The 20523-nt window shown below is 71.8% G+C and carries 19 protein-coding genes and 2 tRNA genes; 7 read left to right on the plus strand and 14 right to left on the minus strand.

Annotation, left to right across the window (positions count from 1 at the left end; all coding sequences use genetic code 11):
* Nucleotides 1–458 precede the first annotated feature (458 nt).
* The 3 genes from ACIPJI_RS29525 to pgsA are packed head-to-tail and all read right to left on the minus strand — an operon-like array spanning nt 459 to nt 3180.
* Nucleotides 459–1622 (minus strand): glycosyltransferase family 4 protein, encoded by a 1164-nt coding sequence (locus ACIPJI_RS29525; RefSeq protein ID WP_356621233.1) that lies wholly within the window; start codon nt 1620–1622, stop codon nt 459–461.
* Complete coding sequence (locus ACIPJI_RS29530) at nt 1619–2515, minus strand: phosphatidylinositol mannoside acyltransferase (RefSeq protein ID WP_307710293.1); 897 nt, start codon at nt 2513–2515, stop codon at nt 1619–1621. The genes ACIPJI_RS29525 and ACIPJI_RS29530 overlap by 4 nt, the downstream gene beginning before the upstream one ends.
* Entirely contained in the window at nt 2515–3180 is a 666-nt protein-coding gene (pgsA, locus tag ACIPJI_RS29535) for a phosphatidylinositol phosphate synthase (protein ID WP_307705418.1), read from the minus strand. Before pgsA ends, ACIPJI_RS29530 begins: the two co-directional genes overlap by 1 nt.
* 277 nt (nt 3181–3457) lie before the next feature.
* Here pgsA and ACIPJI_RS29540 point away from each other — a divergent pair, with 277 nt between their 5' ends.
* Nucleotides 3458–5665: an elongation factor G-like protein EF-G2 gene (locus tag ACIPJI_RS29540; protein ID WP_356621232.1), complete on the plus strand. Its 2208-nt coding sequence runs from the start codon at nt 3458–3460 to the stop codon at nt 5663–5665.
* 202 nt (nt 5666–5867) lie between these two features.
* Nucleotides 5868–7523 (plus strand): hypothetical protein, encoded by a 1656-nt coding sequence (locus ACIPJI_RS29545; protein ID WP_356621231.1) that lies wholly within the window; start codon nt 5868–5870, stop codon nt 7521–7523.
* Between the two features lie 3 nt (nt 7524–7526).
* Here ACIPJI_RS29545 and ACIPJI_RS29550 read toward each other — a convergent pair whose 3' ends face one another.
* From ACIPJI_RS29550 to ACIPJI_RS29565, 4 genes are all read right to left on the minus strand, one after another.
* The gene (locus ACIPJI_RS29550; RefSeq protein ID WP_307705421.1) at nt 7527–8090 is read right to left on the minus strand and encodes an HIT domain-containing protein; all 564 of its coding nucleotides are present in this window, start codon (nt 8088–8090) and stop codon (nt 7527–7529) included.
* A gap of 67 nt (nt 8091–8157) precedes the next feature.
* Entirely contained in the window at nt 8158–10131 is a 1974-nt protein-coding gene (gene thrS / locus ACIPJI_RS29555; RefSeq protein ID WP_307705422.1) for a threonine--tRNA ligase, read from the minus strand.
* 93 nt (nt 10132–10224) lie between these two features.
* Nucleotides 10225–11469, minus strand: coding sequence for a hypothetical protein (locus tag ACIPJI_RS29560; RefSeq protein ID WP_402249831.1), 1245 nt, complete (start codon nt 11467–11469; stop codon nt 10225–10227).
* Complete coding sequence (locus tag ACIPJI_RS29565) at nt 11469–12056, minus strand: DUF4365 domain-containing protein (protein ID WP_307705424.1); 588 nt, start codon at nt 12054–12056, stop codon at nt 11469–11471. The genes ACIPJI_RS29560 and ACIPJI_RS29565 overlap by 1 nt, the downstream gene beginning before the upstream one ends.
* A gap of 121 nt (nt 12057–12177) precedes the next feature.
* On the opposite strand from ACIPJI_RS29565, the gene ACIPJI_RS29570 reads away from it, so the two are divergent.
* Nucleotides 12178–12903, plus strand: a complete 726-nt coding sequence (locus tag ACIPJI_RS29570) for a 3'-5' exonuclease (protein WP_402249833.1) — start codon at nt 12178–12180, stop codon at nt 12901–12903.
* A gap of 50 nt (nt 12904–12953) precedes the next feature.
* Here ACIPJI_RS29570 and ACIPJI_RS29575 read toward each other — a convergent pair.
* Both ACIPJI_RS29575 and ACIPJI_RS29580 read right to left on the minus strand, forming a co-directional pair.
* Nucleotides 12954–13025: transfer RNA gene (locus ACIPJI_RS29575), tRNA-Val, on the minus strand.
* Between the two features lie 39 nt (nt 13026–13064).
* The gene (locus ACIPJI_RS29580) at nt 13065–13511 is read right to left on the minus strand and encodes an SRPBCC family protein (RefSeq protein WP_402250106.1); all 447 of its coding nucleotides are present in this window, start codon (nt 13509–13511) and stop codon (nt 13065–13067) included.
* A gap of 93 nt (nt 13512–13604) precedes the next feature.
* Here ACIPJI_RS29580 and ACIPJI_RS29585 point away from each other — a divergent pair, with 93 nt between their 5' ends.
* Entirely contained in the window at nt 13605–16115 is a 2511-nt protein-coding gene (locus tag ACIPJI_RS29585) for an SCO7613 C-terminal domain-containing membrane protein (protein ID WP_402249835.1), read from the plus strand.
* 60 nt (nt 16116–16175) lie between these two features.
* Here ACIPJI_RS29585 and ACIPJI_RS29590 read toward each other — a convergent pair.
* Together ACIPJI_RS29590 and ACIPJI_RS29595 are read right to left on the minus strand one after the other, a co-directional pair.
* A tRNA-Val gene (locus ACIPJI_RS29590) sits at nt 16176–16247 on the minus strand.
* A 54-nt stretch (nt 16248–16301) separates the two neighbouring features.
* Nucleotides 16302–16790: a TIGR02611 family protein gene (locus ACIPJI_RS29595; protein WP_356621228.1), complete on the minus strand. Its 489-nt coding sequence runs from the start codon at nt 16788–16790 to the stop codon at nt 16302–16304.
* Nucleotides 16791–16980: 190 nt separating this feature from the next.
* On the opposite strand from ACIPJI_RS29595, the gene ACIPJI_RS29600 reads away from it, so the two are divergent.
* Both ACIPJI_RS29600 and ACIPJI_RS29605 read left to right on the plus strand, forming a co-directional pair.
* The gene (locus ACIPJI_RS29600; protein WP_003959770.1) at nt 16981–17394 is read left to right on the plus strand and encodes an SsgA family sporulation/cell division regulator; all 414 of its coding nucleotides are present in this window, start codon (nt 16981–16983) and stop codon (nt 17392–17394) included.
* A gap of 202 nt (nt 17395–17596) precedes the next feature.
* Entirely contained in the window at nt 17597–18154 is a 558-nt protein-coding gene (locus tag ACIPJI_RS29605; protein WP_307705426.1) for a CGNR zinc finger domain-containing protein, read from the plus strand.
* A 27-nt stretch (nt 18155–18181) separates the two neighbouring features.
* Here the strand turns inward: ACIPJI_RS29605 and ACIPJI_RS29610 are convergent, their stop codons facing one another.
* Complete coding sequence (locus ACIPJI_RS29610) at nt 18182–18334, minus strand: hypothetical protein (RefSeq protein WP_005319706.1); 153 nt, start codon at nt 18332–18334, stop codon at nt 18182–18184.
* Between the two features lie 179 nt (nt 18335–18513).
* Nucleotides 18514–18963, minus strand: a complete 450-nt coding sequence (locus ACIPJI_RS29615; protein ID WP_356621225.1) for a hypothetical protein — start codon at nt 18961–18963, stop codon at nt 18514–18516.
* Between the two features lie 176 nt (nt 18964–19139).
* Between ACIPJI_RS29615 and ACIPJI_RS29620 the strand changes: the two genes are divergently transcribed.
* Nucleotides 19140–19652 (plus strand): DsbA family protein, encoded by a 513-nt coding sequence (locus ACIPJI_RS29620; RefSeq protein WP_402249839.1) that lies wholly within the window; start codon nt 19140–19142, stop codon nt 19650–19652.
* Between the two features lie 15 nt (nt 19653–19667).
* Here the strand turns inward: ACIPJI_RS29620 and ACIPJI_RS29625 are convergent, their stop codons facing one another.
* On the minus strand, nt 19668–20507 hold the full coding sequence (locus ACIPJI_RS29625) for a GNAT family N-acetyltransferase (protein ID WP_402249841.1): 840 nt from the start codon (nt 20505–20507) through the stop codon (nt 19668–19670).
* Between the last annotated feature and the right edge of the window lie 16 nt (nt 20508–20523).

Consider the following 20523-nt stretch of genomic DNA (forward strand, 5'->3'; position numbering starts at 1 on the left):
GGAGGGGGGTGTCCGGAAGTAAAGCGTCGCAACTCGCGCGAAGCGCGGTGAGGACAGCCATTCCGGACACCCCCCTCCGGAGGCCCCGACACCCGCACCACCCGCAAGCCGGCGGCCCCGCCCCGCAGGGGCAACACGCACCAGGACCAGGCCCGCCCCGCCAGGGGCACAACGCCCCCGGGTCAGCCACCGCCCCGCCAGGGGCGACACGCACGCGACCGGGCCAGCCGCCGCTCCGCCAGGGGCGACCCGCACCCGACCGGGCAGCCGCCGCCCCGCCAGGGGGCGACTCGCACCCGACCGGGCCACGCCCACCGGATCGGCGACACGCGCCCGTACCAGGCCGCGCCCGCAGGGGCGCTCGTACCAGGACCGGGCCACGCCCCGCCAGGGGCGACACGCACCCGAAGGGCCATGCCCGCAGGGGCGACGACACCAGGCCGACGCCCCAGGGTCACTCAGTCACGTGCCGCCAGCCCGAACCGCGCCCGGAGTCCCGTGCGTTCGTCCGCCGCCACCGACGCCGCCCCGTCCGTCACGGTCTCGTACACCGCGAGGATGTCCGCGCCGACCGTCGACCAGTCGAACCGCCGCACGTGCGCGCTGCCCCGCGCACGGAGTTCCGCCCGCCGCTCCGGGTCACGCAGCAGCGAGACCGCCGCGGCCGCCAGCGCGTCCGCGTCCTCGTTGGCGAAGAGCCGGCCGGCGGCGCCCTGGTCGAGTACCTGCGCGAACGCGTCGAGGTCGGCGGCGAGCACCGGCGCGCCCGCCGACATCGCCTCGACGAGGATGATGCCGAAGCTCTCGCCGCCGGTGTTGGGCGCCACATACACGTCGACGCTGCGCAGCAGCCGCGCCTTGTCCTCGTCGCTGACCATGCCGAGGAACTCGACCTGGGAGCGCATGGCGGCCGGCAGGGTCGCGACGGCCTCTTCCTCGTCGCCGCGTCCGGCGACCAACAGCCGGGTGCCGGGGCACTGTTCGAGGATGATGGGGAGGGCCTTCATCAGGACCGGCAGCCCCTTACGGGGTTCGTCGATGCGGCCGATGAAGCCGATCGTGTTCCCCTGCCATTCCTTCTTCGGCTCGGCCTTCTCGAAGAAGCCGACGTCGACGCCGTTCGGGATGACGACGGCGTCGCCGCCGAGGTGCTCGACGAGCGTCCGCCGCGCGTACTCGCTGACGGCGATGCGCGCGCTGATCTTCTCCAGCGCGGGCTGGAGGATCGGGTACGCGGCGATCATGGCGCGGGACCGCGGGTTCGAGGTGTGGAACGTGGCCACGATGGGTCCTTGGGCCGCCCAGCACGAGAGCAGCCCCAGCGAGGGCGACGCCGGCTCGTGGATGTGGATCACGTCGAAGGTGCCGTCGTGCAGCCAGCGCCGTACCCGGGCCGCGGAGAGGAAGCCGAAGTTCAGCCGCGCCACGGAGCCGTTGTACGGGACGGGCACGGCCCGTCCGGCCGAGACGACGTACGGCGGCAGCGGGGTCTCGTCGTCGGCGGGGGCGAGCACGGACACGTCGTGGCCGAGCCGGATCAGATGCTCGGCGAGGTCGCGGATGTGGAACTGAACACCGCCGGGTACGTCCCACGAGTACGGGCAGACGATACCGATCTTCACGCCCGGCGCTCCTCGAGGTCCGCGAGCCACAGCCGTTGCAACATGTGCCAGTCCTCCGGGTGTTCGGCGATGCCGGTGGCGTAGGCGTCGGCCAGCGCCTGTGTCATGGAGGACGTCTTCTCGGCGCGCGTACCTGTCTCCGGTACGTCGACGGGAGCGTGGACCCGCCCGTGCATGAAGGGCTCCTCGCCGTACCAGAGTGTCGCGGGCAGCAGCAGCGCCCCGGTCTGCTGCGCGAGCAGCGCCGGTCCGGCCGGCATGCGTGCCGTCTCGCCGAAGTACTTGACCTCGACGCCGGACGCCGACAGGTCGCGGTCGGCGACCAGGCACACCAGGCCGCCGGCGCGCAGCCGGCGCGCGAGGATGCCGAAGGCGGCGCCGCCCGAATGCGGAAGGACCTCCATGCCGAGGCTCTCGCGGTAGGCGACGAACCGGTCGTACAGCGACTCGGGCCGCAGGCGTTCGGCGACCGTGGTGAAGGGCACGCCGAGGCTCCTGGTCACCCACACTCCGGCGAGGTCCCAGTTGGCCAGGTGCGGCAGCGCCAGGATGACGCCCCGGCCGGAGGCGAGGCCGTCGGTCAGGTGGTGCAGGTCCTGGATCGCGACATTGCGTGCGACGCGTTCCTTGCTCCACGTCGGCAGACGGAACGATTCCATCCAGTAGCGCATGTAGGAGCGCATGCCTGCCTTGGACAGCTCCATGAGCCGCTCGGGGGTGGCGTCGGGCACGACCCTCGCGAGGTTGGCCTCGAGCCGCAGCACGCCCTTGCCGCGCCGCTTCCACGCGGTGTCCGCGATGGTGCGGCCGAGGCGGGCGGCCATCGGTTCCGGCATCTTCTTGACGGCGCTCCAGCCGAGCCCGTAGAGGGCGTCCGTCAGCCTGTCCCGCATCATGACGCCTCCGCCCCGCTTCCCTGCGCCGCCGCCGCGTCGGCCTCTGCCGACTCACGCCGCACGGTCACGACCCGCTGCCCGAGTGTCACGAGGCTGCCCACGGCGACGATCCACAGCGCGATCGGCAGCAGGATGTCGATGCCGGGGACGCCGAAGCCGTGCAGTCCCGCGAGGCCCGCCGCGACCAGCGAGATCACCAGCCGCTCCGCGCGCTCCACGAGCCCGTTGACGGCCACCGGGAGGCCGATCGATTCTCCGCGTGCCTTGGTGTACGAGACCACCTGACCGCTGGCGAGGCAGAAGATGGCCACCGCGCACAGCACGTTGTCGTCGCCGAGGCCGGCGTACCAGAGCGCGAAGCCGCCGAAGATCGCCCCGTCGGCGACCCGGTCCAGCGTCGAGTCGAGGAAGGCGCCCCACCGGCTCGAAATCCCGGCCTGGCGCGCCATGTTGCCGTCGACCAGGTCGGAGAAGACGAACAGTGTGATGACGATCGTGCCCCAGAAGAACTCCCCGCGGGGGAAGAAGACCAGTGCTCCCGCCATCACTCCGGCCGTGCCGATGAGAGTCACCGCGTCGGGGCTGACCCCGCGGCGGAGCAGAAACGCGGCGAACGGTGTGAGGACACGCGTGAAGAATGCACGCGCGTACTTGTTCAGCATGGCCTTCCCGAGGGTTCGGTGGGCCGCGTGGCCCCTACGGCCACCGGCTGGCCCATCGTAGCCACGACCGTACGGGCGCAGCGCCGCGCACCCGTCCCGGGAGGCGGCGTCCGACGTATGGACGCACAGTGACGGGAGTGGAAAGCTCGAAAGACCACCGCGGGCAACGCCGGAGCTGCCCCGGACGCCCTTCGGGACGCCTTCATGGCTCCCCCGCCGCCCGCGGCTTCCTTCCCTCGCCGTGCAATCGAGCGTCAATCGATCGGGAGGCAAGATCATGGGCGACAAGGCGCACGCACACCACCCCGGGGCCGCCGGCAGAGCAGTAACGGCCGACCGCCCCGCATCCGTACGGAATGTGGTGCTGGTCGGCCACAGCGGATCAGGCAAGACGACCCTCGTGGAGGCGCTGGCGCAGACCGCGGGAGCGGTCAACCGGGCCGGCCGGGTCGAGGACGGTACGACCGTCTCCGACCACGACGAGATCGAACACCGTCAGCAACGCTCCGTACAGCTCTCGCTCGTTCCCCTCGAATGGGGCGGGTGCAAGATCAACCTGCTGGACACCCCCGGATACGCCGACTTCGTCGGCGAGCTGCGGGCCGGGCTGCGGGCCGCGGACGCGGCCCTCTTCGTCGTCTCGGCCGCACAGGAGGCGGACGCCGTGGCCGGCGCGACCCGCATGGTCTGGGAGGAGTGCGCCGCGGTCGGCATGCCACGCGCGATCGTCGTGACACACCTGGAGACCGCACGCACGGGCTTCGACGAGCTCACCGCCGTCTGCGCCGGCATCTTCGGCGGCGACGACCCCGACGCCGTACTGCCGCTGTACCTGCCGCAGTACGGACCCCAGCACGCGGACGGGCACGCGCCCGTCACCGGCCTGGTCGGCCTGCTCACCCAGAGGATCTTCGACTACTCGTCCGGTGAGCGGAAGGAGAACCCGCCGGACGCCGAGCAGACACCGTTGATCGAGGAGGCCCGCGGCCGCCTGATCGAGGGGATCATCGCCGAGAGCGAGGACGAGACCCTCATGGACCGCTATCTCGGCGGCGAGGAGATCGACCTCAAGACGCTCATCGACGACCTGGAGAAGGCCGTCGCGCGCGGCACCTTCCATCCGGTCCTCGCCGCCGCACCCGCGGTGAACGGCGCCAAGCAGGGCCTCGGCACCGTCGAACTGCTGGACCTGATCACCGGCGGCTTCCCCACGCCCCTCGAACCCGAGCCGCCGACGGTCACCACCCCCGACGGCGCACCGGGCCCGCAGATCACCTGCGATCCGAACGGCCCGCTCGTCGCCGAGGTCGTCAAGACCGCGTCCGACCCCTACGTGGGACGGATATCGCTCGTCCGCGTCTTCTCCGGCACGCTGCGGCCCGACGACACGGTCCACGTGTCGGGGCACGGACTCGCCGACCGCGGCCATGAGGACCACGACGTCGACGAACGCGTCGGCGCCCTGTCCGCCCCCTTCGGCAAACAACAGCGCCCCCTCCCCCACGCCATCGCCGGGGACATGGCCTGCGTCGCGAAGCTGTCCCGCGCGGAGACGGGCGACACACTCTCCGCCAAGGACCGGCCGCTCCTGATGGAGCCGTGGGCCATGCCCGACCCGCTGCTCCCACTGGCCATCCAGGCCCACAGCAAGGCGGACGAGGACAAACTCTCCCAGGGGCTCTCCCGCCTGGTCGCGGAGGATCCGACGATGCGGCTCGAGCAGAACCAGGACACCCACCAGGTCGTCCTGTGGTGCCTCGGCGAGGCGCACGCCGACGTCGCCCTGGAGCGGCTCCGCAACCGCTACGGCGTGCAGGTCGACACCGTCCCGTACAAGGTGTCGCTCCGGGAGACGTTCAGCGACAGCTCCGCGGGCCGGGGCCGCCACGTCAAGCAGTCGGGCGGACACGGCCAGTACGCGATCTGCGAGATCGACGTCGACCCGCTGCCCCCGGGCTCCGGGATCGAGTTCGTCGACAAGGTCGTCGGCGGCGCGGTGCCGCGCCAGTTCATCCCCTCCGTGGAGAAGGGCGTACGCGCCCAGGCCGCCCGCGGCGTCGCCGCCGGCTACCCCCTGGTCGACGTGCGGATCACCCTGCGCGACGGCAAGGCGCACTCTGTCGACTCCTCCGACGCCGCCTTCCAGACGGCTGGAGCCCTCGCCCTGCGTGAGGCCGCCGCGGACACCCGTATCAACCTGCTCGAACCGGTGGCCGAACTGCAGGTCCTCGTCTCCGACGAATACGTCGGACCGGTCATGAGCGACCTGTCCGGCCGCCGCGGCAGGGTCATCGGCACGGAACAGACCCCCGGCTCCCGCACCCTCGTACGCGCGGAGGTGCCGGAACTCGAGATCGGCAGATACGCCGTGGACCTCCGCTCCATCTCCCACGGCACCGGCCGGTTCAGCCGCCGCTACGCCCGCCACGAACCGATGCCCCAACAGGTCGCCGACAAGGTGCGCGAACAGACGAACGGCGCCTGACGCCCCGCCTCTTCGCCCCGTCCGCCCGCCCACGGCCGGCCTCGGCCGCCGGGGCGGGCGGACGGCCGAACGCCCCCTTAACCGAGGGCCGCACCCTCGATAGGCTGACCGCACCGACTGGGCTGCCCAGCTCAGAAGGTGTGCGGGGCACGGTAGTTGGGAACAGGCCGCAGTGCGGAAGCACGCGGCGATGGGGGCGGTAGTGGCCAACGACGTATTCGATTTCACGCCCGGGGCACAGGTCCCGCTCATGGGGGCGGCCGGACAGACCGCGGCGACGCACGCCCTCGCATCGGCCGCCTACCGGGACACAGAGCTCAAGGAGATCCTCAAAGCCAACAGCGAGTGGCACAAGTCCGAGGTGAAACCAGGAAGGATCTCGCTCTTCGAGCCCAACCTCGGAGAAGCCTTCTCCCGGGCCGTCCAGGTCCGGATGCTCGGCGGCGCCCGCAAGGCCCTCATCCAGTCCTTCGGTACCGAACCCCAGTCCGTCGTCGAACACTGCCTGGCCGCCAACCGGCTGCGCCGCGAACGCGACAGCAGGCTCACCGCCGTGACGGCCGTGTGCGGACTGCTCTTCCTGCCCGGTCTCCTCCTGTGGCTGGGCGTCTTCCAGCTCCGCCGCACCCTCGCCGGCTCACAGAACAAGGGCGCCGGCGCCCTCGGCAGCCTGCTGCTGGCGGCGATCGGCATCCTCGCCGTGATCTTTCTCGTCCGGCTCCCCTTCGGCGGCTTCTGGGCGTACTACATCCGCGCGATGCTCGTCGCACCGGTCCTCGGCTGGTTCCTCGCCAAACGCATCTGCGAGTCCTCCGCCAGGGACATGCGCGCCCGCTGGGACGCCCTCCTCTCCGGCGGCGGCATCGGTGCCAAGGTGCCCGAAGCCGTACCGGGGAACCCCGGCGACGCCGCCCGCGAGCAGCTCCGCCAGGGGCTGGAGAAGCTCACCGCCGAGCAGCAGTCCAACGTGGTCTTCTACGCCGGCCCCAAGGGGATACTCGGCATGGGGACCCGCTGGGGCAGCTGGCAGATGGCGGAGGAGCTCGTCTCCCAGGACCCCGCCAAGGAGATCAACCAGTTCCGCAGCTGGGACGTCATACGGGCCATCCACGACAAGCTCAAGCTCCTGGAGCGCGGCCCGCTGAACTCGGGCGGCTTCCCGCCCCCCTCGGTCAAGCACTGGATCGTCTCCCCCGTCGGCGAGAACGCCGCGGCCGTAGCCCGGCCGGAGGGCCAGGAGGTCGAGACCTTCCAGATCAAGGGCCACGAGATACAGCGCATCTGCAACCACCAGCAGTTCGGCAGCGGCAACCGCCACTACCTGGGCGTGCAGTTCACCCTCTGGGACGGCCAGCTGGTCATCACCATGATGATCACCGTCACCGTGCTCCACGAGACGCTGCGCGTCGAGGTCACCGGCCACGCACTCGGCCCCGTGCACTCGCTGTTCACCACGAAGCCGGAGCCCAAGACGGTCACCGTCAGCAAGACCGTCCGGTTCTGGGAGACCGTCGACCGGGTCCTGCCCCTGGTGGACGCCAAGGAGGTCGTCCGCCTCGCCGTGCGGGCCCCCTTCACCTGGTACCCGCCGCTGCTCGACTTCCTCGGCGGCAAGCTGGTGCTCCCCGAGCCCTTCGGCCTGCGGCACGCCTGGGCCGAGAAGCCGTGGCGCCACCGGTTCATGGCCGACGACGCGATGCGCGCCGCCGCGCCCGTGCTGCGTGTGGCGCACACGGCCGCGCTGAAGGTCCTCGAGGACAACGGCGTCGACACCTCGAAGTTCGGCAACCGCGCCACCGTGGTCAGCGGCTTCGTCCAGGACCCGACACCCGGCAAGGCGGACGTCTACGACGCGTGAGCGTCAGCCCTTCGGCCAGTGCTCGGCGAGCATCCTGCGGGTGTCGCCGAGCAGCTGGGGCAGCACCTTGGTGTTGCCGATGACCGGCATGAAGTTGGTGTCGCCGCCCCAGCGGGGCACGATGTGCTGATGCAGATGGGCGGCGATACCGGCGCCCGCCGCGGAGCCCTGGTTCAGGCCGATGTTGAACCCGTGCGCGCCGGACGCCGCGCGCAGCGCGGCCATCGCCTGCTTGGTCAGCTTGGCGAGCTCGGCGGTCTCGGCGTCGTCCAGGTCCGTGTAGTCGGCGACATGACGGAACGGGACGATCATCAGGTGCCCGCCGTTGTACGGGTAGAGGTTGAGCACGGCGTAGACGCGCTCCCCCCGGGCGATGACCAGGCCGTCCTCGTCGCTCTTGGCGGGGATCGAGCAGAACGGGCAGCCGTCCCCGGAACCGGGACCCGTGGGCTTGTTCTCGCCCTGGATGTACGCCATCCGATGGGGCGTCCACAGTCGCTGGAACGCGTCAGGCGTCCCGACTCCGATCTGCTGCTCCGGCTGCTCTGTCGTCATGCGGGCCAGCATATTCGGCGCTGCTCGCGGCATGCGGCGAGGGGCGGCCCCGTGAAGGGACCGCCCCTCGCCGCCGGACTCAGACCTGGACGCGGCGCTCCACCACGTCGGCGATCTTCGCCAGGGCGTCCTCGCGCGGGATGCCGTTCTCCTGCGAGCCGTCGCGGTAGCGGAAGGAGACCGTGCCGGCGTTCATGTCGTCGTCACCGACGATGATCATGAACGGGACCTTCAGCTTCTGGTGGTTACGGATCTTCTTCTGCATCCGGTCCGAGGATGAGTCCACCTCGACCCGCAGGCCCTTCTTCTTGGCGTCCGCCGCGAACGCCTGCAAGTACTCGACGTGCGCGTCGCCGATCGGGATGCCGACCGCCTGCACCGGGGCCAGCCACGGCGGCATCGCGCCCGCGTAGTGCTCCAGCAGCACGGCGAAGAACCGCTCGATAGAACCGAACAGCGCGCGGTGGATCATCACCGGACGCTGCTTGGTGCCGTCCGGGCCGGTGTACTCCAGGTCGAAGCGCTCCGGCAGGTTGAAGTCGAGCTGCACCGTCGACATCTGCCAGGTGCGACCGATGGCGTCCTTCGCCTGGACGGAGATCTTCGGCCCGTAGAACGCGGCGCCGCCCGGGTCCGGGACCAGCGGGAGGCCCTGCTTCTCGGCCACCTGCCGCAGCGTCTCGGTGGCCTCCTCCCAGATCTCGTCGGAGCCGACGAACTTCTCGGGGTCCTTGGTGGACAGCTCCAGGTAGAAGTCGGTCAGACCGTAGTCGCGCAGCAGGTTCAGCACGAAGGTCAGCGTCGAGTCGAGCTCGTCCGCCATCTGCTCCTTGGTGCAGTAGATGTGCGCGTCGTCCTGCGTGAAACCGCGGGCGCGGGTGAGGCCGTGCACGACGCCCGACTTCTCGTACCGGTACACGGTCCCGAACTCGAAGAGGCGCAGCGGCAGTTCACGGTACGAACGCCCGCGCGCATCGAAGATCAGGTTGTGCATCGGGCAGTTCATGGGCTTGAGGTAGTAGTCCACACCCTCGTCGAGCTGCATGGGCGGGTACATGCCGTCGGCGTACCAGTCCAGGTGGCCCGAGGTCTCGAAGAGCTTCCCCTTGGTGGCGTGGGGGGTGTAGACGAACTCGTAGCCCTCCTCCTCGTGCCGCTTGCGGCTGTAGTCCTCCATGACCCGGCGGATGATGCCGCCCTTGGGGTGGAAGACCGCGAGACCGGAACCGATCTGCTCCGGGATGGAGAAGAGGTCGAGCTCGTTGCCCAGCTTGCGGTGGTCGCGCTTCTCCGCCTCCGCGAGGAACTCGAGGTGCGCCTTGAGCTCTTCCTTCGACGGCCAGGCGGTGCCGTAGATGCGCTGGAGCATCGGGTTCTTCTCGCTGCCGCGCCAGTACGCGGCGGCGTTGCGCATCAGCTTGAACGCCGGGATGTTCCGGGTCGTGGGCAGGTGCGGACCGCGGCAGAGGTCCTTCCAGCACAGCTCGCCGGTCTTGGCGTCCAGGTTGTCGTAGATGGTCAGCTCGCCCGCGCCGACCTCCACGTCCGCGCCGTCGTCCGAGGACGCCGAGCCCTTGAGGCCGATGAGCTCCAGCTTGTACGGCTCGTCGGCGAGCTCCTCGCGTGCCGCCTCGTCGGTGACGACGCGGCGCGAGAAGCGCTGGCCGCGCTTCTGGATCTCCTGCATCTTCTTCTCGATGGCCTTGAGGTCATCGGGGTGGAAGGGCTTCTCGACGTCGAAGTCGTAGTAGAAGCCGTCCTTGACCGGCGGGCCGATGCCGAGCTTCGCCTCGGGGAAGAGCTCCTGCACGGCCTGGGCCATGACGTGCGCGGTGGAGTGGCGCAGAATGTTGAGGCCGTCCTCCGAGGAGATCTCGACGGGCTCGACCTCCTCGCCGTCCTGCGGCTCGTACGCGAGGTCCTTCAGCTCCCCGCCCACGCGGGCGGCGACGACGGTGCGCTCGGGAAAGAGGTCGGCGGCCGTAGTGCCCGTCGTCACCACGCGCTCTTCCCGCTCGGAATCGCGTTGGATGATCACACGGACGTCTGACACCGGTCTCTCCTGACTGAAGGCGGGCGCGTACCCGATTCGTGGTGCGTACGCACTCGGAATCGTACCGAGCCGGAGGGACCACTCGCGAAACGGTTACGGCGGCGTCCCCTCACCCTCCTGCTCGCCCGCCTCCTCGAAGAAGTCCGGCTTCTCCTGGAGCGACTTCATCAGCCGGTCGCGCTCCGCATCGTCGACCGGCACGGGCGCCACCCCGGACGCGTCGCTCAGCCGGCGGAAACCGCCCCGGCTCTCCAGCCGTCCCGCCACCCGGATCGGCAGGCCCACCAGGTGGGCCTCGCCGGCTGTGCGGTAGGCGTCCTCGTCGAGCGCCACGCGCACGTGCGGGACGTCGGCGCCCGACAGCACCCGCAGTCGCACGGTGCCTGCGCCACGCGGTCCCGATCGCCGCATCCGCACCACCGTGCCGGTGATCCGTACCGGCACGGACGGCTCGTCCTGGAGGTAGCGGGCACCGGCCGCGCGCAGCACGGGCAGGTCGCCCGGGGAGAACTCGACCGGTTCCATCCGGGCGGCGCAGCCCTGAGGCACCCCGGCGGCCGGTGACCATTCGACGGCGACGCGGGCCCCTTCGGAGCCGCGCACGAGCGAGATGACCGCATCGGTGAGCTCGCGGCTCACCCCGGCCCTGACCGCCGCGTCGAACGCCTCGGTGCCGCCCGTCGCCCGCTGGTAGTCGATGGCCTCCCTGGTGGCCTGCAGCGCGTGGCTGAGCCGTACGGCCAGTGCCCGTCCGGAGTCGACGGGCACGAAGGCGGTCAGGGAACGGCCGCCCGGCGCCGGTCCGACGAGGACGCCGTCGAGAAGTGCCTGCGCCTGCCTGCGGTGGCGCCCGCCGTAGTAGCCGGCGCGTTCGCGGGCGGCGAGCGCGCCGGCGAGCAGCATCTGCCGGGCGGCGGAGCGGAGCTGTTCCTGGACGGTCCATGAGGCGGTGCCCGAGGGGCCGCCCGCGGGGGTGTCGCGCCACCAGCGGATCTCGTCGCTGGGGACGGTGAGTCCGACGAGGACGTCCTTGGCGGACGGCGCGGCGCTGCGGACGAGCGCGGTGATGGCCTCGCCGAGCAGGTCCTCGCAGTCGGGGAAGGCCTTGCTCTCCGGCACGAGCAGGCTGGTGCCGCCGGTCAGGTGTCCGGGCGGGGTCCAGCGGGTGTAGCGGCCCGCGGCGCCGCCGCGGCGGCGCCAGCCGTGCCGGTCCAGGAGCGCGCCGAGGACAACGGGGTCGACCTCCGCCGGATCGGGTTCCGCCGCCCCGCGCCAGGGGCCCGGGGGCTCCGCGGCGCTCGGGTGCGCACGCACATGGTCGTCGAAAGGCCGGTGCATCAGGGTCTCCCTCCCGCCCCGACGCGCGTCATGATCTCGCAGAGCGCCCGGTCGTCGAAGATCCGCGAGGTCGGGATGCGCACGGTGGTCCGGTGCCTGCCGGTCACCGCTTGGCCGGCCAGGTTGGTCCAGTAGCAGCAGTGCCTCAGGTCGAGCCGGTCGTGGCTGGCCCGCAGCCATTCGTCCTGGGTCCTCGGGACGAGCATCACGACCAGGATCTTGTGCACCGAGACGGGGGTGCGGGCCAGCTTCACCAGGTGGTCGTTGTCGAGGGTGAAGGAGAACGCGGGCCCCGGCGGGTGCGGTGGGATCTGGTAGGTGCATTTGAGCTGCACCTTGATGGTCACTTCGTCGTCGACCGTGTGCCCGGCCGAGCTGTGGCTGAGGTGCCAGTCGATTCCGTTGTCAGGGAACGGCTGGGAGAGCGAGCACCCCGCCGCGGCCGCGACGGCGTGCAGATAGCCCACCTGGAGCGTCTCCATGCAGGCGGTGGTGGCGAGTGCTCCGCGCAGCGGGGGCGTCCGCTGCTGGGGGCACCTCCCGCTTGCGGGGGACAGCCCTCCCGGCTCGGGCTGGGCGAGCGCCATGGCAATTTCCTTCCCCGTCACCTGTGTTGTCACCGGCCTGAGTACGGTGCAAACAGCCCGGGTATCACCGATTCGGGCAGGGGTTGTCGCCATCTGCCGGGTACGTGCGAGGAGTTCGCGGATGACGCACTGGTATGACGGCCCCCTGGCCGCATTTGACACAGAGACAACCGGAGTGGACGTCGAGGAGGACCGCATCGTGTCCGCGGCGGTCGTGGTCCAGGATTCGCCCGGCGGGCGGCCGAGGATCACGCGCTGGCTGGTGAATCCGGGGGTGCCCGTGCCGCCGGGTGCCATCGAGGTGCACGGGCTCACCGACGACCACCTTCAGCGCAACGGCCGTTGGCCCGCGCCGGTGATGGAGGAGATAGCCAGGTCGCTGGCCGAGCAGTGCGCGGCGGGCCGGCCGCTGGTGGTGATGAACGCGCCGTTCGATCTGACGCTGCTGGACCGGGAGTTGAGGCGGCACCGGGCGTCGTCGCTGAGCCGCTACCTGGACCGTTCACCGCTGTGCGTGCTGGACCCGCGGGTGCTGGACAAACATCTGGACCGCTACCGCAAGGGGCGGCGGACGCTCACGGACCTGTGCGCGCAGTACGAGGTGGTGCTCGACGGGGCGCACGACGCGGCGGCCGACGCGCTGGCGGCGCTGGAGGTCGTACGGGCGGTGGGGCGGCGTTTCAACGCCCGGCTGGAGCGGCTGTCGCCGGCGGAACTGCACACGCTCCAGGCGGTGTGGCACGCGGGTCAGGCACGCGGGCTCCAGGCGTGGTTCGCCCGCAGCGGTACGCCGGAGACGGTCGATCCCGCGTGGCCACTGCGGCCTGGACTGGCGGCCGCGGCCTGACGGTGGGACAAGTGAGGCCGGTCCGTCGACGACGGACCGGCCTCTCCCGGTGGGCGATACTGGGTTCGAACCAGTGACCTCTTCGGTGTGAACGAAGCGCTCTCCCACTGAGCTAATCGCCCGGGAACGGACTGAACAATACAGGGCACCGCGGGCTGGGTTCAAACTCCTTCCAGGTAGGCCGCAAGGCCCCGCCTCCCGCTGCGCATCATGAACGCGTGATTGGCCCGGAACACCGGGCGGCACGGGATGGAGAGCCGTCTCATCAGGGGCCTTCGCACGACGACCTCCTGCTCGTACAGCGCGCGGGTGCCCCTGCCGCCGGGGCGCACGGTCCATCGCGACCAGCCGTCGAGGTCTCCCGCCATCCGCACCTCCAGCACCCCGTCCACCGGATCGCTGCGCTGTGTGCGGCCGGTGACGCGCAGGTCGTACGGAAGGAACGAGCGGAACCGGGCGGTGCCGACCCCTTCCTCGACCTCCGTCACCTCACGCACCTGTGGCCACCACCGGGGATAGTCCTCCACCCGTGACAGCGCCTCGTAGACGTCGCCGGGCGCGGCGGGCAGGTCCCAGAGGCTGCGGAAGCGGTAGCGGCACCAGTCCATGGGCCCAGTCTGCGCCACCTGCCGGTCGGTACTCACCGGAAATTGAGTATCCGCGCCCATGCCGCCGGCTGTGGCCGGGGCCACACTTCGGCCATGGAGAACGTGCCACCACCGGCCGAGGAACTGGCGACACTCGACCGTGAGCTGCGCCAACTGGAGGCGCGTCGCGCGCAGTTGCTGGCCCGCAGGGCCTGGCTGCTCGCCGCGCTGCGGCCCGTCGCCCCCGCCGCCCCGCCGCCCGCCGGTTTCGGCCGGTCCTTCGCCGCGCCCGCTGCGGCCGAGACGTCGCCGCCCGGCGTGCAGAACCTGCTGCTGACACTCGGCGGACTGCTGCTGGCGATCGCGGCGATCGCGTTCACCCTCGTCAGCTGGGGCGAGATGGGCATCGGCGGCCGTTCCGCGGTGCTCGGCGCCGTGACGGTCGCCGCCCTCGGCACACCGGTGGTCCTGCTGCGCAGGGGTCTCTTCGCGACCGCCGAGTCCGTGGCCGTGCTCGGACTGGTGCTGACGGTCCTCGACGCGTACGCGCTGCACCGGGTGGGGCTGCCGGACACGGACGGGCTCGGATACTCGGCCCTGGCGTCCGCGGCGCTCGCCGCACTGTGGTCCTCGTACGGCGTCGCGCTGCCCCGGCTGCGGACCCCGTTGCCGGCCGCCGTCGTGGCCGCACAGCTCCCGCTGCCGCTCTGGGCGCTGACCGCGGACGCTGCCGCGCCGCCGATCGAGTGGGCGCTGCTGCTGACCGCCGCACTGGACGTCGCCGTCGTGCTGTGGACGCGGCCGGCCGCCGTGAAGGTGGTCGCCTGGACGGCGGCCGCGACGACCGGCGGCGGGGCGCTGCTGACCGGCGTGCTCAGGTCGCTGACGGCGGACGACGCCGCGACCGCCGCCGGCCCGGCGGTGCTGCTGACCGTGGCGGCGGCCGTCGCCCTGTCCGCCGCGTGGCGCACCTCCGCCGCCTGGGTCTCCGCCGTCGCGGGCCTGGCCGTGGTGGCGGGCGTCGGCGGCGTGATCCGCGCCGCGGTCCCGGGCGGCTGGGCGGTGCTCGGGTACCTGTTGTGCGCGGTGGTTCTGGTGGGCGCCGTACGGACCCCGCTGCCGCGGCGGCTGCTTCCCGGCCTCGCCGGCGCGGCGGCGGCCGTGCACGCGGGGGCGCTCCTCGCGGTGCTTCCGCTGACGGCGCTGGCGCTGGCGGGTCCGGCGACGACGCTGACCGACATCTGGTCCGGTGGGTCCGGCCTGCCGGACCTGGACGCCACGACGACGTCCTTGCTCCCGGCCCCGCTGACGCTCCTGACCGTCGCGGCGGTCCTGGCGGCCGTGGCCCGCTACCGGGACGACACCCCGGACCAGGTCCCGGACGAGGCCGACCAGGACACCCCCGTCCCGCCCGCTGCCGCCGACCCCGGCACGCCTCCCGGCGCCGCGGCCTGGCTGCCCAGGGCTCCGTGGTCTCCGGCTGCGGTCCGGCGCGCGCATCGCGACCGGATACGGGCGGCCGCCCGGTGCGGCGCGGTCGCGGCAACCTGGGCCGCCGCCGTCACGGTGCCGGTCGTGTTCGGCTTCGGTCACTCCGCGGCCGTCGCCTGGCAGCTGGTCCTCACCCTCGGGATCCTCGCCCTCGCCACCGCCGTGCGGCTCCGGGACGTCTCGATCACCGCGCTGGTGTGCGGGCTCGGCGGTTCGGTGAGCGTGGCGCTGCTGTCGCTCGCGACGCGGCCTGCGACCTTCGTCGTCCTCGGCGTGCTCGTCGGGGCCCTCGCCCTCGCGGCCCTGCGGACCAAGGGCCCGGTACAGGCGCTGCTCGCCTGCACCTCCACGGTCCACGCCGCCGTCCTCGCCGGAGCGGGCGCCGCGGCGCTCGACCTCCCGGCACACCACGCCGCTCTGGTACTGCTGGCCGTGCCGACGCTCACAGCGGTGCTCGGCGCCGTGCTGCGCCGCCACCCCGCCGCACTGCCCGTGGAGATCACGGGCGCCGCTGCCGGCCTGGTCGCCCTGCCGCTCGCGGCGGGCGACGCGCCGACGCTGGCCCTGGTCCTGGCGCTGTGCGGCGTCCTCGCCGCCGGTACGGCCGTCCGGGAGGAGCGACGCCCGGTGGCGGGCCACCTGGCGGCGGTGTGCTTCGTGGCGGCCACCTGGGTCCGGCTGGCGGCCTCCGACGTGACGTCCCCGGAGGCCTACACCCTGCCCGTCACCGCCGCTGCGCTGACCCTCGGGGTGCTCCGCCGCCGGAAGGACCCGCAGGCCTCTTCCTGGACGGCGTACGGTCCCGGCTTGGCCGCGACCCTGGTGCCGAGCCTCGTCGCCGCCTGGGGCGACGAGCACTGGCTGCGCCCGCTGCTGCTGGGGCTCGCGGCCCTTGCGGTGACCCTGGCCGGCGCCCGGCTGAAGCTGCAGGCGCTGCTCGTCCTCGGCGGCGCGGTGCTGGCCCTGGACGCGCTGCACGAGCTCGCCCCGTACGTGGCGCAGGTCGTCGGAGCGCTGCCCCGCTGGCTGCCGCCCGCGCTCGTGGGCCTGCTGCTGCTCGGGGTGGGCGCGACGTACGAGCAGCGGCTCCGGGACGCCCGCAGGCTGCGGGAGAGCCTGGGCCGCATGCGGTGACGGCAGGGGAAACGACGGATGCCCCGGAGACCGTCAAGTCTCCGGGGCATCCGTTCCCGGTGGGCGATACTGGGTTCGAACCAGTGACCTCTTCGGTGTGAACGAAGCGCTCTCCCACTGAGCTAATCGCCCGGGCGCAGGGCAAACATTACCCCATGTCAGCCGGTGCCCCGGACCACTTGGCGGTCACTCGTCGATGTTCCACGGCAGGGCGAGCCCGAACTTCCAGAGGTAGACACCGCAGAGCGCCGCGACGATCACGAGACCGATCGTCGTGAGAATGATGTTGCGCCGCCGGACCTTCGGGTCGAGCGCCCGCTGGGCCGCTTCCGTGACCTTGCGCTTGGTCCAGCGCAGCACGAGCTGGGCCCAGACGAACTCGGTCGCCCAGATCGCCATGCCACCGAAGATCACGACCCAGCCGGGTCCGGGCAGCACCAGCATGGACACACCGGCACCGACGACGGCCAGGCCGACGATGAAGACGCCGACCTGCCAGCTCACATGCAGTGGTCTGGATCGCTTGATGAAGTGTGGCGCCCTCGAGCCGAGCGCCGGTTCCTCCTTCGCAGCCTCCGGGAGCGGCTGTGCCGCACCGCCCGTCACGTCCCCCGTGGCGGGGTCGGCGGTCGTCGCCACGACGGCCTCGTCCCGCTCGTCACTCTGCGCGTTCATGAATCCAAACCTACCGGATCGAACTCCGTCACCGGAATGGCCGTATAACGCAAAGTAATGCACCGCCGTACGAGCGACCTGAAGGATCCCAAAACGGTCAGAGGGGTTTACAACGGCACCGTAGGTGGCATGTCGATTTCGCCGACGTGCGAATCCCCGAGCGCACACTGAGCGAAAGGCCCTGGCGCTTATGAACACCACGGTCAGCTGCGAGCTGCACCTGCGCCTCGTTGTATCGAGCGAGTCCTCACTGCCTGTACCCGCGGGCCTGCGGTATGACACGGCCGATCCTTATGCCGTGCACGCCACCTTCCACACCGGAGCCGAAGAGACGGTCGAATGGGTCTTCGCCCGCGACCTTCTCGCCGAGGGCCTGCACCGGCCCACCGGCACGGGCGACGTACGGGTCTGGCCCTCACGCAGCCATGGCCAGGGCGTCGTCTGCATCGCGCTGAGCTCCCCGGAGGGCGAAGCCCTGCTGGAGGCCCCGGCGCGGGCCCTGGAATCGTTCCTCAAGCGGACGGACGCAGCGGTGCCGCCAGGCACCGAGCACCGGCACTTCGATCTCGACACGGAGCTGTCGCACATTCTGGCCGAGAGCTGAGCCCAGTCCGGCCGGCGGAAAACCGCACGGCGCCGTCCGTCTCGGGGAGACGGCGCCGCGCGGACAACCTCATACGGAACAACACCGGCGCCGTCGTCGCGGAATCCACCGCGGCGACGGCGCCGGTGCGCTCTCGGCACGAACCGCTAGAGTCAGCGCAATTCGGCGGGCACCGGCCCGCATCCGGCCAGGGAGCGAATTCGTGCTGATCCCCCACGACACCCGTATCGCCCTCGACACCGTCGTCGATCTGGTGAACACAGCACCGGAGAGCGGGCAGGACGACAGGCTGACGGACGTCGCGGCGCTGTACGACTTCGTACGCAGCCACAAGGTCAGCGGGGTGGGGGAGCTGACCCAGCGGGACATCAAGGCCGTGCAGGCGATCCGGACGCTGTTCGCCCAGGTGTTCGCCGCGCCGGACAGCAGGACCGCCGCGGAGGTCATCAACCGTCTGGTGGCGGCGGCGGGCACGACTCCGCAGCTGACGGACCACGACGGCTACGACTGGCATGTGCACTACTTCGCACCGGGCGCGTCGGTCGCCGACCATCTCGCGGCCGACTGCGGGATGGCGCTGGCGTTCATCGTCGTCGCGGGCGAGCAGGAACGGCTGCGGCGCTGTGAGGCGCCGGACTGCGGGCGCGCGTTCGTGGACCTGTCACGCAACCGGTCGCGCCGCTACTGCGACAGCCGCACATGCGGCAACCGACTGCATGTCGCCGCCTACCGGGCGCGCCGCAAGGAGGCAGCGGGCTGAGCGGACCATGGTGTCCCACCGCGTCCCTCACAGCCAGAAGAGGTCGTGCACGGCCGCCATCAGCAGCAGGACGCCGATCACCCCGAGGAAGATCATCAGGGGCGGCTGGGAGAGCGCGAAAAGGCATCCGCGCGGCTCCTGGGTCGGTACGGGGGCCTGGCCCCGCGAGGTATCGAGCATCTCGGGGTGATCATGGCGTAGCCCGGGCGGGGATGATCGACCAACACGCCCTGCGGCAACGGTGGTTCATCACATCCCGTGGCCCGGCCCCGTCACCCGCGGAAGGCACCGGCCGCGGCGGCGTCGGCCACGGAGCGATGGGGTGGTGGCCCCGCCCGGCGGGCCGGCCTCGGGGACGGTCAGATGCCGTGCTTCTTCAGGATCGCCTCGATGTCGCTGAAGTCGTCGTCCGCGCGGGACGCCTTCGGTTCGGCCTGCGCGGCCTGGTCGGCCGCCGGGGCGGACCGGCCGAGCGAGGGCCGGGAGGCGGCCGGTTCGGCGGCCTCGCGGCGGGCGGCCGCGGCGGCTGCCTTGCGCTCCTTGCGGGTGCCGCCCGTCCGGCGCTCCACCGCCCTGGTTGTCAGGAAGAGCAGCCAGGCGGCGCCGAGGAGGCCGAAGCCGACCCAGGCGGTCAGGCTGAACGCCGTGCCGACCGCCCATTCGACCGCCCCGGTGAGGACGAGGCCGAGCGGCAGCAGCGAGTAGGCCGCGATACGCGCCGCGGACAGGAAACGCCTGCGGTACGCCGTGATCGCGGCGATGCCCAGGCCCGCCGCGGACACCGCGGAACAAATGGTCTCGGCAAGCATCCGGTCCTCCAGGCGTTGGCGGCTTGAGCGGTTGCGTCCCCTCCATCCTGCACCGCTCCGGCCGCTCCGGGCCACGGTGCGAGGCGGGCGTGCGCATATCTGGGGGAGATCTCCGGGACGCTCTCCTCCCCAGGTCCCGGTTGGGGCGAGCGACGCCGGGCTGGAAGACTGGCCGCATGAGTGACTCCCCGACCGGCTCCCCCGCCGTCCTCGACGTGTGGTGCGAGCTCCAGTGCACCGACTGCCGCACCGCGCTGGAGGACCTGCGGGCCCTTCGCGACCGCTACGGTGACCGGCTCGAGCTGCGGCTGCGGCACTTCCCCCTCGACAAGCACAAGCACGCGTTCGCCGCCGCGCAGGCCGCCGAGGAGGCCGCGGCACAGGGCAAGGCCTGGCCGTACGCGGAGGCCGTGCTGGCGCGCGCCGAGGAGCTGGCGGCCAAGGGCGAGCCGTTCCTCCTGGAGGTCGCCGGCGAACTGGGCCTGGAGGTGGAGGAGTTCGACACCGCGCTCATCGACGGCCGGCACATCCTGATCGTCGACGCCGACCAGGCCGAGGGCAAGGCGATCGGGGTGACCGGCACGCCCACGTACGTCATCGGCGGCGAGCGGCTCGACGGCGGCAAGAGCCAGGACGGGCTGCGGGCTCGTATCGAGGAGATCGCCGACCGGCTCCTGGCCGGGCAGTGACCCGGCCGGGCCCGGTCACAGGAGCCGCTTGACGAAGTTGCGGTGGGTCGTGCGGTAGCCGAGGGACTCGTAGAGCGCGAGCGCGGGGCGGTTGCCCTCGAAGACGTGCAGGGCGATCAGCGGCCGGCCGGCCTCGCCCGCGATGCGCTCCGCGAGCAGCATCAGGGCCCTTCCGTGGCCCCTGCCCCGGTAGGCCTTGGCCACCTCGACGTCGAAGACGTATGCCCCGTCCTCGCCGGGGCGTACCTCGCACTCCGAGACCCAGACGTGCCCCACGGCGGCGCCCTCGGCGAGCAGGCAGTGGACGTGGACGCCGGGGGTCGCGCGACCCTCGGGGAGCAGACGGGCGTGGACGGCCTCGGAACGGGCGAGTGCCTCGTCCTTCGGCACGCCGCGCGAGACCCAGTCCTGGGCGAAGTGACGTACGGCGTGCGACAGCCAGCGGCCGAACTCGTCCTCGTCCATCGGGCGGCTCTCGACGCCTTCGGGAAGCGCCGGCAGCGGCCGGGACGTCTCCTTGATCATGTTGCGGCCGCGTTCGGTGTAGCCGAGCGCCGTGACCAGGCGCAGGGCGGGGCCGGCATCGGCCGGGACGGCCACGCGGACCTCGGTGCAGTTCCAGCCGCGCAGCACCTCCTCCGCGGCGAGGGCCGCGACGGTGCCGCGGCCCCGTCTGCGGTCGGCCTCGTCGATGTGCAGCGACCTTATGGAGCCGACCGGACGGCCGCCGCCGGTGTCCGTGGCGAGCTCGACCGTCCCGACGGGCCGGCCGTTCACGCAGACGTCGTAGCCGCGGGAGGCGGCGCCGTCGGCGTCGTACTGGATCGGCCCCGTGGGCCGCAGGGTTGTGGTCATCGAGGAGTTTCTACCT

The organism is Streptomyces sp. NPDC086835 (assembly GCF_044745705.1).
In the GTDB taxonomy this organism is placed as follows: Bacteria; Actinomycetota; Actinomycetes; order Streptomycetales; family Streptomycetaceae; genus Streptomyces.

Coding starts and splice junctions, on each gene's coding strand:
- ACIPJI_RS29530 (WP_307710293.1), bottom strand. CDS start 2,515: ATGCGGGACAGGCTGACGGACGCCCTCTACGGGCTCGGCTGGAGCGCC.
- pgsA (WP_307705418.1), bottom strand. CDS start 3,180: ATGCTGAACAAGTACGCGCGTGCATTCTTCACGCGTGTCCTCACACCG.
- ACIPJI_RS29540 (WP_356621232.1), top strand. CDS start 3,458: ATGGGCGACAAGGCGCACGCACACCACCCCGGGGCCGCCGGCAGAGCA.
- ACIPJI_RS29550 (WP_307705421.1), bottom strand. CDS start 8,090: ATGCTGGCCCGCATGACGACAGAGCAGCCGGAGCAGCAGATCGGAGTC.
- ACIPJI_RS29560 (WP_402249831.1), bottom strand. CDS start 11,469: ATGCACCGGCCTTTCGACGACCATGTGCGTGCGCACCCGAGCGCCGCG.
- ACIPJI_RS29565 (WP_307705424.1), bottom strand. CDS start 12,056: ATGGCGCTCGCCCAGCCCGAGCCGGGAGGGCTGTCCCCCGCAAGCGGG.
- ACIPJI_RS29570 (WP_402249833.1), top strand. CDS start 12,178: ATGACGCACTGGTATGACGGCCCCCTGGCCGCATTTGACACAGAGACA.
- ACIPJI_RS29580 (WP_402250106.1), bottom strand. CDS start 13,511: ATGGACTGGTGCCGCTACCGCTTCCGCAGCCTCTGGGACCTGCCCGCC.
- ACIPJI_RS29585 (WP_402249835.1), top strand. CDS start 13,605: ATGGAGAACGTGCCACCACCGGCCGAGGAACTGGCGACACTCGACCGT.
- ACIPJI_RS29595 (WP_356621228.1), bottom strand. CDS start 16,790: ATGAACGCGCAGAGTGACGAGCGGGACGAGGCCGTCGTGGCGACGACC.
- ACIPJI_RS29600 (WP_003959770.1), top strand. CDS start 16,981: ATGAACACCACGGTCAGCTGCGAGCTGCACCTGCGCCTCGTTGTATCG.
- ACIPJI_RS29610 (WP_005319706.1), bottom strand. CDS start 18,334: ATGCTCGATACCTCGCGGGGCCAGGCCCCCGTACCGACCCAGGAGCCG.
- ACIPJI_RS29615 (WP_356621225.1), bottom strand. CDS start 18,963: ATGCTTGCCGAGACCATTTGTTCCGCGGTGTCCGCGGCGGGCCTGGGC.
- ACIPJI_RS29620 (WP_402249839.1), top strand. CDS start 19,140: ATGAGTGACTCCCCGACCGGCTCCCCCGCCGTCCTCGACGTGTGGTGC.
- ACIPJI_RS29625 (WP_402249841.1), bottom strand. CDS start 20,507: ATGACCACAACCCTGCGGCCCACGGGGCCGATCCAGTACGACGCCGAC.